The organism is Mycobacterium sp. SMC-4, assembly GCF_050205565.1.
GTDB lineage: Bacteria > Actinomycetota > Actinomycetes > Mycobacteriales > Mycobacteriaceae > Mycobacterium.
The window spans coordinates 22283-34536 of sequence record NZ_JBNMQU010000009.1; the positions used below are offsets into that span (position 1 = coordinate 22283).

At 65.9% G+C, this 12254-nt stretch carries 12 protein-coding genes; 6 read left to right on the top strand and 6 right to left on the bottom strand.

Annotation, left to right across the window (positions count from 1 at the left end; translation table 11 throughout):
• Window positions 1-22: 22 nt before the first annotated feature.
• Entirely contained in the window at window positions 23-439 is a 417-nt protein-coding gene (locus tag ACQI46_RS16525) for a VOC family protein (protein ID WP_427095108.1), read from the bottom strand.
• 89 nt (window positions 440-528) lie between these two features.
• Here ACQI46_RS16525 and ACQI46_RS16530 point away from each other — a divergent pair, with 89 nt between their 5' ends.
• Complete coding sequence (locus ACQI46_RS16530) at window positions 529-1899, top strand: L-lactate MFS transporter (RefSeq protein ID WP_427095109.1); 1371 nt, start codon at window positions 529-531, stop codon at window positions 1897-1899.
• Window positions 1896-2048, top strand: a complete 153-nt coding sequence (locus ACQI46_RS16535) for an MFS transporter small subunit (RefSeq protein WP_427095110.1) — start codon at window positions 1896-1898, stop codon at window positions 2046-2048. The genes ACQI46_RS16530 and ACQI46_RS16535 overlap by 4 nt, the downstream gene beginning before the upstream one ends.
• Window position 2049: 1 nt before the next feature.
• Here ACQI46_RS16535 and ACQI46_RS16540 read toward each other — a convergent pair whose 3' ends face one another.
• Both ACQI46_RS16540 and ACQI46_RS16545 read right to left on the bottom strand, forming a co-directional pair.
• A complete protein-coding gene (locus ACQI46_RS16540) occupies window positions 2050-2616 on the bottom strand; it encodes a hypothetical protein (protein ID WP_427095111.1) in 567 nt (188 codons plus the stop codon).
• Between the two features lie 205 nt (window positions 2617-2821).
• Window positions 2822-4003: an NAD(P)/FAD-dependent oxidoreductase gene (locus ACQI46_RS16545; RefSeq protein ID WP_427095112.1), complete on the bottom strand. Its 1182-nt coding sequence runs from the start codon at window positions 4001-4003 to the stop codon at window positions 2822-2824.
• A gap of 155 nt (window positions 4004-4158) precedes the next feature.
• Between ACQI46_RS16545 and ACQI46_RS16550 the strand changes: the two genes are divergently transcribed.
• Together ACQI46_RS16550 and nrdF are read left to right on the top strand one after the other, a co-directional pair.
• On the top strand, window positions 4159-4899 hold the full coding sequence (locus ACQI46_RS16550; RefSeq protein ID WP_427095113.1) for a TetR/AcrR family transcriptional regulator: 741 nt from the start codon (window positions 4159-4161) through the stop codon (window positions 4897-4899).
• A gap of 158 nt (window positions 4900-5057) precedes the next feature.
• A complete protein-coding gene (nrdF, locus tag ACQI46_RS16555) occupies window positions 5058-6032 on the top strand; it encodes a class 1b ribonucleoside-diphosphate reductase subunit beta (RefSeq protein ID WP_427095114.1) in 975 nt (324 codons plus the stop codon).
• An 11-nt stretch (window positions 6033-6043) separates the two neighbouring features.
• Here the strand turns inward: nrdF and ACQI46_RS16560 are convergent, their stop codons facing one another.
• Window positions 6044-6670: a TetR/AcrR family transcriptional regulator gene (locus ACQI46_RS16560; RefSeq protein ID WP_427095115.1), complete on the bottom strand. Its 627-nt coding sequence runs from the start codon at window positions 6668-6670 to the stop codon at window positions 6044-6046.
• A gap of 57 nt (window positions 6671-6727) precedes the next feature.
• Here ACQI46_RS16560 and ACQI46_RS16565 point away from each other — a divergent pair, with 57 nt between their 5' ends.
• Entirely contained in the window at window positions 6728-7945 is a 1218-nt protein-coding gene (locus ACQI46_RS16565) for an oxygenase MpaB family protein (RefSeq protein WP_427095116.1), read from the top strand.
• 3 nt (window positions 7946-7948) lie between these two features.
• On the opposite strand, the gene ACQI46_RS16570 is transcribed toward ACQI46_RS16565, so the two are convergent.
• Both ACQI46_RS16570 and ACQI46_RS16575 read right to left on the bottom strand, forming a co-directional pair.
• Window positions 7949-8992, bottom strand: a complete 1044-nt coding sequence (locus tag ACQI46_RS16570) for an NAD(P)-dependent alcohol dehydrogenase (protein ID WP_427095117.1) — start codon at window positions 8990-8992, stop codon at window positions 7949-7951.
• A 191-nt stretch (window positions 8993-9183) separates the two neighbouring features.
• Window positions 9184-10308 (bottom strand): iron-siderophore ABC transporter substrate-binding protein, encoded by a 1125-nt coding sequence (locus tag ACQI46_RS16575; RefSeq protein WP_427095118.1) that lies wholly within the window; start codon window positions 10306-10308, stop codon window positions 9184-9186.
• Between the two features lie 198 nt (window positions 10309-10506).
• Between ACQI46_RS16575 and ctaD the strand changes: the two genes are divergently transcribed.
• The gene (ctaD, locus tag ACQI46_RS16580; RefSeq protein WP_427095328.1) at window positions 10507-12252 is read left to right on the top strand and encodes a cytochrome c oxidase subunit I; all 1746 of its coding nucleotides are present in this window, start codon (window positions 10507-10509) and stop codon (window positions 12250-12252) included.
• Window positions 12253-12254: the final 2 nt, after the last annotated feature.

A 12254-nucleotide genomic window follows, 5' to 3' on the forward strand; every position in this document is an offset into this window, starting at 1 on the left:
GAGACGACCCGGCGCTGACGCCTCACATGGAAAGCGTGCCATCCTCGTTGATGGTCCACTGCGGGTTGAACGCGACCTCCCACACATGGCCGTCAGGGTCGGCGAAGTAGCCGGAATAGCCGCCCCAGAAAACTCTTTCGGCGGCCTTGAGAATGGTCGCACCCGCGGCCTCAGCCTGTGCCAGCACCGCGTCGACGTCGGCTTCGGTGCGCTGATTGATCGCGATCGTGATGCCGCTGAAGCGCCCGTCGATCGGATGGTGGGCGTCCTCGGCGAGATCGCCGCGGCCGAACAATGCGAGGGCGATGCCCGGAAGCTGGTAGAACACCACGCCCTCGGGTGAGTCGTGGGCGCGCCAGCCCAGACCCTGCTCGTAGAACCTGCGGGCTCGAGCCAGATCGTCGACACCGAGCGTGATCAAACTGATTCTCTGCTCCATGGCGTGAAGTTACTGCAGAGGTCGGACATGCCGCCGTCAACCTCATGACACAGGTCACACTTTGTCCTGATCTGGGTATGTCACGTGCCATGACCGCGCCGTTTTTCAGTCGGGAACGCATCGTCGCCTCGCCGGGATGGAGCCGTTGGCTCGTTCCACCTGCGGCGTTGTCCATTCACCTGTCGGTCGGCGCGGCCTACTCGTGGAGCGTGTTCAAGCTGCCTCTCGAGGACTCTCTCGGTATCTCAGGCACGCTGAGCGCGCTGCCGTTCACCGTCGGCATCGTCGTCCTCGGTCTGTCGGCGGCCATCTTCGGCACGTGGGTGGATCGCGCCGGCCCGCGGGCCGCGATGTTCGCGGCAACCTGCTGCTTCTGCGGTGGCTGGTTCGTCGGTTCGGCCGGCCTGCTGATCGGACAGTTCTGGCTCGTGCTGCTCGGCTACGGCCTCCTCGGCGGTATCGGCTGGGGCATCGGCTACATCTCGCCGGTGTCGACGCTCATCAAATGGTTTCCGGACCGACCCGGGATGGCGACCGGCCTGGCGATCATGGGCTTCGGCGGAGGCGCGCTGATCGCGTCGCCCTGGTCGACGAACATGCTCGAAGTCTTCGGCACCGACAACATCGGCATTGCCAAGACCTTCGCGGTGCACGGCGCGGCGTATGCCGTATTCATGTCACTGGGCTGGCTACTGGTCCGCGTGCCGCGGCCCGACTGGAAACCGGCGAACTGGACACCGCCACCCTTGGAAGAGGATTCGATCGTCACCGGCGGACAGGTGTCGGCCAACAATGCGCTGCGGACCCCGCAGTTCTGGTTGCTGTGGATCGTATTGTGTTTCAACGTGACCGCCGGGATCGGCATCCTGGAAAAGGCGTCACCGATCTACCAGGACTACTTCCCATCCGCAGGTGGTGCCGCCGCCGGCCTCGCGGCCGCCGCGGCCGGATATGTCGCGATGCTCTCGCTGGGAAACATGCTCGGCCGCATCGGCTGGTCGAGTCTTTCCGACAAAATCGGTCGCAAGAACGCCTACCGGCTCTACCTCGGCGTCGGCGCACTCCTGTACCTGACGATCACCCTGATGGAGAACTCCAACAAGGTGGTCTTCCTAATCGCGACGATCCTGATCCTGTCGTTCTACGGCGCGGGGTTCGCGACGGTTCCCGCGTACCTGCGTGATCTGTTCGGCACGTTCCAGGTCGGGGCGATTCACGGCCGGTTGCTGACGGCGTGGTCGGCCGCAGGTGTGCTCGGGCCGATCATCGTGAACTACGTGGCCGACCGGCAGGCCGAAGCCGGCAAGGACGGACCGGCTCTCTACACCATGTCCTTCTCGATCATGATCGCCCTGCTGGTGATCGGATTCGTCGCCAACGAACTGATCAGACCGGTGAACTCCAGGTGGCATGAGCCGGAGAAGTCGACACCGTCCGACCGGAAGGATGCCCTTCGATGACCACCCCGCACCCTGAGACCGAACTCCACGAGTACACCCCGACCGTGCCCAAGGTCTACATCGTGCTGGCCTGGGTATGGGTGGGCATCCCGTTCGCCTACGGCCTCTACGAACTCCTGCTGAAAGCCGGTCGGCTCTTCGGCGCCTGAGTCACGACACGAGCTCCGACCAGAACGAAACGCTGGGAGGCGTAGCGGCGGCGCGTCGCTCGCTCGCACCGAATTCGGCCTCGATGTAGTCCAACAGGTCCGCGCCACGGACCCCGACGTCGATCTGCACCACCGACAGCACCGGGTGGCCGAAGGAGCCGCGCCCGGCCGGCAGATAGTGATGCGAACACACCGGAATCAGTTGGGGGACACGCGCCAGGTGATATCGCGCGCTGCGCAGCGCGTCCTTCATCCGGGCCGGCTGACGGCCCCATCCCTCGGGCCAGAACTGTTGCCATTCCACGGCGTACAGCACGCCCTCAGCCGGCATCTGCATCCGCTTGCCCAGACTCCGGCGGCCTTCGCCGCGCCAGTCGGGCCATGACGGTCCGACCGGCAATCCGGCCGCGAGGAACGCGCGGTGGTCATCGGCGAACTCGACACCGAATTCTGTTGCCAGACGGTGGAACTCGTGATCACGTAAGCCGGGATCGATGGTGACTGTGCCGACCGCAGCCAGGCGGGCGGCGGCCTCAGCGCCGATTTGTGCGCCGTCGGCGCGGGTCACGGGTGCGCGCTGACGTGACGAGCCGAGGGGGATGAATCCATGGGGTGGAACCTAGCGTGTGGTCGATGCGCGACGGCATCCGCGCATGCAGTCCCCGAGAGCGGCGTGCGGCACAAACAGCCGTGCCATCGGAGAACGCCGGGTGTGCGACCTCGAACGGTCACACACCCGGCGGTGCGCCGATACCTCGGCGGGGCGGAATCTCCTAGTAGCTGTGCTGAGGGCCTTGGGCTTTCTTGTACAGCGCCTTGAGCATCCGGTCGCGGAATGCCGCGTTGTCGATCAACTTCACCCCGGCGTTGGCCAGCTTGGGCTGACCGATCAGCTTGTGCATGTAGCGGCCGCGCCGGTACTCCCGGCCCCACGCGGCCTCCATCCGCTGCGCGTAGTTGGTGAAGTCGTCCGGCCCACCGTTGGTCAATGCGGCGATCGCGCATTCCCCCGCGGCCAAACCGGATTCGAGCGCCTTGGAGATCCCGGCGCCCGATGCGGGCTTGCCGGCGCCGAGTGAGTCGCCGGTGAACAGCACGCCCGGACGCCACGGCGGCCAGGCCGTGAAGCCCATCGGCAGTCGCCACGCGCGCACGCTCTTGTTCTTCTTGAGCTCTTCGATGGGTGGCAATTCCCAGTCCGCGGGCAATGTGCGCAAGAAGTCGCCGAGGAACTTCGTGGCGTTGATGGACTGCCAGTTCTTGTAGCTGTTGACGTAGCCCAGACCGATGTTGAACATGCCGTTGCCCATCGGGAACACCCAGCCGTAACCAGGAAGCTGGTCGCCCTCGAACACCAGCTTGAGGTAGATGTCCAGCGAGTCCGAATCCGGCCGGTTCGCGTGCATCTCGGAACGGATCGCGATCGCCGAGTAGCCGTTGTACTCGGAGTCGATCTTCAACGCCCGCTTGAGGGGGGAGTAGGCGCCGTCGGCGGCGATCACCGCGTCACCCAACACCTTCTCGCCGCTCTTGAGCACGACGCCGACCACGCGGCCGCTGGCGTCCAGCTCGGGGCCGGCAACTTCCGCACCTTGGCGGATCTCGGCGCCCGCGGACTCGGCGTGCTTGAGCAGCACGGTGTCGAGGTGGGTGCGGCTGACGGTGTGGCCGTGGTCGGGCATGCCCGGGCGTTTGGGAAACGACAGTTCCCAGCGGCTGGGGCTGAACACCGTCACGCGGTTCACCCGGTGGTAGGTGGCGACCTCGTCGGCCAAACCCATCTTCTGCAGGTAGCTGACCGCGCGGGCGGTCAGTCCGTCGCCGCAGGGCTTGTCGCGCGGGAACTGGGCTTTGTCCAGCACGACTACCTTGGCGCCGGTCTGCGCGGCCTGCCATGCCGCGGCGGAACCCGAGGGGCCTCCACCGGCGATGACAAGGTCGTATCGCTGCGTCATAAATCTCGTCTCTTTACGCGGTTGTCGCACGAGATAGTACCGAAACACCGCCGATACATCCCGCTGGAGCAATCACGGCTCTCGCTCGCGGCCCGACGCTCCGTCGCCGACGGTTGTGGCAGGTCAGCGCTGGTGATGCGGGTACAGTGATGCGGGTGCGACGAGGGTCGAGGGCGCGCTCAACGGAAGAATCGGGTGTCAAAGTCGACGCCCGAAGCGAGCGCTGGCGCGAACACCGCAAAAAGGTGCGCGCCGAGATCGTCGATGCGGCGTTCCGGGCCATCGACCGACAGGGCCCGGATGTGTCCCTGCGCGAGATCGCCGAAGAAGCGGGCACGGCCAAACCCAAGATCTACCGGCACTTCACCGACAAGTCCGACCTGTTCCAGGCGATCGGGCAGCGCATGCGCGACATGCTGTGGGCCGCGATCTTCCCGTCCATCGACATCTCGAAGGACCCCGCGCGCGCCGTGGTGCACCGCGCCGTCGAGCAGTACGTACGGCTGGTCGACGAGCACCCCAACGTGATCCGCTTCCTGATGCAGGGCCGTTTCGCCGAACAGAGCGAGTCGGCGATGCGTGCGTTGAACGAAGGCCGCGACATCACCCTGGCGATCGCGGACATGTTCAACAAAGAGCTCAGCGACATGGAACTCGACTACGCGGCGTTCGAGCTGGCCGGGTTCGCGACGTTCGGTGCGGCGGCCTCGGCCACCGACTGGTGGCTGGGATCGGAACCGGACAGCCCGAGGCGGCTGCCCTCGGAGAAGTTCGTCGACTACCTGACCACGATCATGGTCGGTTCGATCAACGGCACCTGTGAGGTGCTCGGTGTCCGGATCGACCCGGACCTGCCCCTGCACAAAGGGGTGCGGCGCTCCGAAGAGGTCGCCTGACCAAGGTCCGGTTTCGCGACACGCGCACACAAGATGTTGCGTCGTCGCACCTTTGTCGCCCCCATAAGTTGTAGTGTCGGAGCCGGCGAGTACAACTGCGTCAGACGGCAACAAAGCCGCTGGACAAGCAGTACGGCAATCGGCGAAATGGGGTTGTGGTGTCCGAAGGAATCAAGCTGATCGACCGCGTTTCTGCGATCAACTGGAACCGCCTCCAGGACGACAAGGACGCAGAGGTCTGGCACCGACTCACCGGGAACTTCTGGCTGCCCGAGAAGGTGCCGGTGTCCAACGACATCCAGTCCTGGAACACCCTCAACGATCACGAGAAGCAGCTCACGATGCGGGTCTTCACCGGCCTGACGTTGCTCGACACCATCCAGGGGACCGTCGGCGCGGTCAGCCTGATCCCCGATGCGGTGACCCCGCACGAGGAGGCGGTGCTGACCAACATCGCGTTCATGGAGTCCGTCCACGCCAAGAGCTACAGCAACATCTTCTCGACGCTGTGCTCCACAGCCGAGATCGACGATGCCTTCCGCTGGTCGGAGGAGAACCCCAACCTGCAGCGCAAGGCCTCGATCGTCATGCAGTATTACAAGGGGGACGAACCGCTCAAGCGCAAGGTGGCCTCCACGCTGCTGGAGAGCTTCCTGTTCTACTCGGGCTTCTACCTGCCGATGTACTGGAGCAGCCGCGCCAAGCTGACCAACACCGCCGACATGATCCGCCTGATCATCCGTGACGAGGCCGTGCACGGCTACTACATCGGCTACAAGTACCAGCGCGGGCTGGCCCTGGTCGACGAGGCCAAGAAGCAGGAGCTCAAGGACTACACCTACGAGTTGCTCTTCGAGCTCTACGACAACGAGGTCGAGTACACCCAGGACCTCTACGACAGCGTGGGTCTCACCGAGGACGTGAAGAAGTTCCTGCGCTACAACGCCAACAAGGCGCTGATGAACCTGGGCTACGAAGCGTTGTTCCCGCGCGACGAGACCGACGTCAACCCGGCGATCCTGTCGGCGCTGGCGCCCAATGCCGACGAGAATCACGACTTCTTCTCCGGCTCGGGATCGAGCTACGTGATCGGCAAGGCCGTCAACACCGAAGACGAGGACTGGGACTTCTAGGGCCTCGAACGTCAGTCCTGCTCCGGGGTCAGCGCGGCCGCGAGCATTTTCGCGGCCAACGCGACCATCGCGTCGCGATCGGACCCGGGTGGGCGCTGCAACGCGATGCGCTGGCACGCGCTGGAGGTCAAGCCCATCGTCAGGAACACCAGGTCTTGGAGTTCCCGCGGCGACAGATCGGTGCGGGCGCGCCCAGGGATGGTGCTTGCCAGCGGCAGCAAAGTCCGTTCGATTTCGTCCATCGCGGTCTGGTTGAGGTAGGAGCGCGTCTCCGAAGATGAGGACATCAGCGCAGCCTGCAAGATGGCCGCGTGTTTCTCGAACGCGGACGTCAGCGTCTCGACGACCACCAGGGCGGCCTCGCCGACCTCCCGGTCCATGGCCGTGCTGACCCCGCGGACGAGCTCGAATGTGATGTCGCGGACGGCTTCGTCCACCAGCTCCGCCAGGATGGCGGCACGGTCCGGAAAGTAGCGATACACAGTGCCGATGCTGACGTGCGCGGCGTCGGCGATGGCCTGTGTGCTCACCGCGTCAGCGCCGCGTTTGGCGATCAGCGCCAGCGTGGCATCGAGCAGTCGGCGACGCATCTCGCGCGCCCGCTGCTGCTGCGGCCGCGAGCGTGTTCTGGTCGCCATGTGACCCCCGCGCAGAAGTGAGTATTAAGTGAGGATTTCTCATGTTTGCATGGAAGTATGACCGCAGCCAACATCTCGGTACCTGACGCGTCGGCCGGAGTCCCCAACGCGGCCGCTGCGATCCGCCGCTACGGTCGGCGTGGCCGGCAATGGGTCGACGGCGTGCTGGCCACCGACCCGCTCGCCGATGCGGTGGCGGCCGCCTTCGCCGACCTGCCGCCCGGCGCGGGCATGGCCATGTTCCGCACCGCCCTCGAACAGGGCATCGAGGCTGTGGCCGATGCGCCGCCGGCCATGAAGGCGTTCTTCGCCGAGGTCGACAACGAACCCGACTGGGTCAACCATGACCGACTTGACCGTGCGGCCGGCCACCTGCTGCGCCACGTGTCGACGTACGGCATCGTGCTGGGCGCGGCGTCGCTGACTGCCGGTGCCATGAATTCTGCGGCCGGGATGCCGCTGGTGCTCACCGGCCGCTACATCGAGCAGGCCGCGGTGCGCTCACTGGAGGTGGGTTCGTGGCTGGAGACGATCCTGACCCCGGGAGGTTTGCGCCGTGACGGTGCCGGCTTCGCAACCACGTTGCGCGTGCGGATGATTCACGCGTTCGTGCGCCGCCATCTGTGGGAGAGCGGCACCTGGGACACCAGAGCCTGGGGCGCGCCCATCCCGCAGAGCTTCATGGCGTTCACGATCGTCGAGTTCGGCCACATCGCGCTGGAAGCCATGCGTCGCCTGGGCGTGCGGTACACCGCTGCAGAACTGTCCGACATCTACCACTTCTGGCGGTATGTCGGACTGCTCAACGGGGTGAGTCCCGAACTGAACCCCGTCGACGAAGCCGACCAGATCCGCATCGAGAAGCTCTACGCGCTGACCGCGGTCGACCCCGACGACGGGGACCGCGCCTTCGTCCGCGCGCTCACCCACGACTACCTCGCAGTCGAGATCGCCAACCTGCTGCCGTTCGCCGGCGGCCACGCCGTCGGCGTCGCGGTGATCAACGGCCTGAACCGAGCTTTCCGCGGCGACGACGACGCCACCAAACTCGGTGTCCCGGACACCGTGTGGAAGCATCTGCCGTCCGTCATCGGACCGGTGATCGGTGGCGCCAACCGGGTGCTCGGTGTTCTGCCCGGTGTCAACGAGTGGCGGACCCGGCGCGCTGTGGCGGGCTATTCACGGATGATCGCCGAGCAGCGGGCGCGGTACGGCATGACCCACGACCTGGTCGACGCCGCACCCGATCGCGAGGGACACCCGACCGCCGGGTGACGGTCAGCGCAGCGCTGCCGTGTCGATGACGAAGCGGTAGCGCACATCGCTGGCCAGGACGCGGTCGTACGCCTCGTTGATGTACTCGGGTTCGATCACTTCGATCTCCGGCGTGACGCCGTGCTCGGCGCAGAAGTCGAGCATCTCCTGAGTTTCGGCGATCCCGCCGATCAGTGACCCTGACAGGCTGCGACGGCCACGGATGAGCGCACCGGCCCCGACGCTCATCGGATTCTCGGGCATGCCGAGTTCGACGAGGGTGCCCTCGACGTCGAGCAGGCTCAGGTAGCGGTCGAGGTCCAGGTTGGCCGAGACGGTGTTGAGGATCAGGTCGAAGCTGCCGCGCAGCGCTTTGAACGTGTCGCCATCACTGGTTGCGCGGTAGTCGTGGGCGCCCAGACGCAGACCGTCTTCCATCTTCTTCAGCGATTGGCTGAGCACCGTGACCTGGGCGCCCATGGCGGCGGCGAGCTTCACCGCGAGATGGCCCAGCCCGCCCAGGCCGATGACGGCGACGCGGGTGCCCGGCCCGGCCTTCCAATGCCGCAACGGTGAGTACGTGGTGATCCCGGCGCACAGCAACGGGGCCGCCTTGTCCAGCGCAATGGCGTCGGGGATCCGCAACACGTAGTTCTCGTCCACGACGATGGCCCCGCTGTAGCCGCCCTGGGTGGTCGTCCCGTCACGGTCGACCGCGTTGTAAGTGCCCACCATCCCGACGCTGCAGTACTGCTCTTGACCGGCACGGCACTGAGCGCACTCGCGGCACGAATCGACGAAGCATCCGACACCCACGCGGTCACCGACCGCGAATCTGGTGACCCCCGAACCGATTTCGGTCACCACACCCGCGATCTCATGGCCGGGCACCAGCGGGTACGCGATCTGACCCCATTCGCCGTGCACCGTGTGTATGTCGGAGTGGCAGATCCCGGAGTAGTGGATGTCGAGCCGAACATCGTGCGGACCCACCGAACGGCGCGTGATCGTCGTGCGAGTCAACGGGTCGGTGGGCGAGGTGGCCGCGATAGCCGAAACGGTGCTCATCAGTGCATCCTCCTGTGGTGTCTGGCAGCGAGGTCAGAAGGCCGCCGCGCCACGGGTGCGATCCCCACGAGTCGACTGGCGGTCATTTGCTGCCATCAGCCTACGCACCACCGGCGATGTCCGCGCCTGACGTTTTCGTTCCGCCGGGGCCGAGTCGATGCCGTCGCAATACCGTTGGGCAGAGCAGGAATTCAGTTGATGGGAGCGTTGATCCACCGTAGGTCGGCCAGCATGCCGCGCGCGGCCACGATACCGGCGCCGGTCTGCCACACCTCGTTGTTGACGGCGAAAACGCGGTCATCCCGGTTGGCGGACAAGCGTTTCCACGCGTCGCCGCGCATCACCTCAGTGGCGCGGTCCTTGGCCTCGGCAGTGGCGAACGACACATAGATGATGTCGCCGTCGGCTATCGACAGATCCGATCCGTCGTCCAGGTTGACCTCGATGAAGGGCTTGTCGCGGAACCGTTGTGTCACAGGACGATCCACGCCGACGTCGGCAAGCACGGTACCCGGGAAGTTGTCGATCCCGAACACCCGCAAGGTGGTGTCGGTGAATTGCACCACAGACGCCTGGAAATGCGTCCCGTCGTTGTCGGTGCCGGTCCGGGCCGCGTCGCGTTCGAAGTCCTCGATGAGACGGTTGGCGGCACCTTGCCGGCCGACCGCGGCGCCGACGGTGCGCAGGTTGTCTTTCCACGCCGCCCCGGGCGGGCCGCCCAGAACGGTCGGAGCGATGTCGGAAAGGTCGGGGAACTGGCGCGCCGTCAGCGACCCGGCGCCCAGAATCAGGTCGGGGTTGGCGGCGCGGATGGCGTCGAGGTCCGGTTGGTCGCGGTGTCCGGCCGGGGCGACTTGATGAACAACCGTTCCCAGATATGACGGTTGCTCGTCGGACCCGTCCGGCAACGCCGCCGCGACAATGCGGGACTGCAGCCCGAGCGCGCACAGCGCGTCGAGTTGGTCACCGGACAGCGCGACGATGCGCTGCGGATCCGCGGCGACCCGCGTCGTCTCCGGTAGGGGAGGGGAGACGCCGTGCACCGCGGCGTTGCGGACCTCCCGCTCCGGTGGACCGTCGTCGAGCGGGGCGGGGTCGGCCGCGCACGACTCGTCGGGCCGGCGCTCGTTGCCGAGCACGCCGGCGTCGGCGATGCGTGTGGTGCTCGTCACTATTGAACCGTCCGGCCCGGCGGTGACCGGATCCTCACCGGTTCCGCAACCACTCGTCACGGCGATCGCCACCGCCGCGGCAAGCGCCCATGACCGCGCAGGCCGGGCGTGCTTACAGCTGGTGGGCGATGCGGTCCCGAACACGTCGCCGACGGTAACATCAGCCCGTAGCTGCTGGTCAGCTCGCCTCGCACCGCCTTCCGCCCGGTGTGTACGACGGTTTGTAGGACCGCCCAATCGAGGCGTAGAAACAACGGCTAGGATTCGTAGGCGATGTAGGAGGCCGGGACTCCCGGCGACGTGCTCCGCGAAGGCGGAGCGCACGAAAGGTTGGAGGACCTGTTGGTAGCCGAAGCGCCCCCAATCGGTGAACTCGAGGCACGGCGTCCGTTCCCGACGCGACTCGGCCCCAAGGGCAATCTGATCTACAAGATGATCACGACCACCGATCACAAGTTGATCGGCATCATGTACGTCGTCACGTGCTTCGTGTTCTTCTTCATCGGCGGCCTGATGGCGCTGTTCATCCGCACCGAACTCGCGGTGCCGGGCCTGCAGTTCCTGTCCAACGAGCAGTACAACCAGCTGTTCACCATGCACGGCACGGTGATGCTGCTGTTCTACGCCACCCCGGTCGTGTTCGGTTTCGCCAACCTGGTGTTGCCGCTGCAGATCGGCGCCCCGGACGTGGCGTTCCCGCGGCTGAACGCGTTCTCCTACTGGCTGTTCCTGTTCGGCGCCCTGATCACCATGGCCGGCTTCATCACCCCCGGCGGCGCCGCGGACTTCGGCTGGACCGGTTACGCGCCCCTGAGCAACGCGGTGCACTCCCCGGGTGCGGGCGGCGACCTGTGGATCATGGGCCTGGCCGTCGCCGGCCTGGGCACCATCCTGGGCGCGGTCAACATGATCACCACCTGCGTGTGCATGCGCGCGCCCGGTATGACGATGTTCCGGATGCCGATCTTCACCTGGAACATCCTGGTGACGTCGATCCTGGTGCTGATCGCCTTCCCGATCCTGACCGCCGCGCTGCTCGGCCTGGCCGCCGACCGCCAGTTGGGGGCGCACGTCTACGACCCGGCCAACGGCGGTGTGCTGCTGTGGCAGCACCTGTTCTGGTTCTTCGGTCACCCCGAGGTGTACATCATCGCGCTGCCGTTCTTCGGGATCGTCAGCGAGATCTTCCCGGTGTTCTCCCGCAAGCCGATCTTCGGGTACACTACGCTGATCTACGCCACGCTCGGCATCGCCGCGCTGTCCATCGCGGTGTGGGCGCACCACATGTACGCCACCGGCGCGGTGCTGTTGCCGTTCTTCAGCTTCATGACGTTCCTGATCGCGGTGCCCACCGGTATCAAGTTCTTCAACTGGATCGGCACGATGTGGAAGGGGCAGCTGACCTTCGAGACACCGATGCTGTTCTCGGTCGGCTTCCTGGCGACCTTCCTGCTCGGTGGCCTGTCGGGCGTGCTGCTGGCCAGCCCGCCGCTGGACTTCCACGTCACCGACAGCTACTTCGTCATCGCGCACTTCCACTACGTGCTGTTCGGCACCATCGTGTTCGCCACCTACGCCGGGATCTACTTCTGGTTCCCGAAGATGACCGGCCGGATGCTCGACGAGCGCATGGGCAAGCTGCACTTCTGGCTGACCTTCATCGGGTTCCATGCGACCTTCCTGGTGCAGCACTGGCTCGGTGACGAGGGCATGCCGCGCCGTTACGCCGACTACCTGCCCACCGACGGGTTCACCACCCTGAACATCGTGTCCACCATCGGTGCGTTCATCCTGGGCCTGTCGACGCTGCCGTTCGTGTGGAACGTGTTCAAGAGCTGGCGCTACGGCGAGCCGGTCACCGTGGACGATCCCTGGGGCTACGGCAACTCCCTGGAGTGGGCGACCAGCTGCCCGCCGCCGCGGCACAACTTCTACGAGCTGCCGCGGATCCGTTCGGAGCGTCCGGCGTTCGAGCTGCACTATCCGCACATGATCGACCGGATGCGCCGTGAAGCCCACGTCGGTCGCGCCCACGGCCCCGAGGACGGCGACGTGACGCGGCTCGACGACGAGAACGTCCGCACCTGACC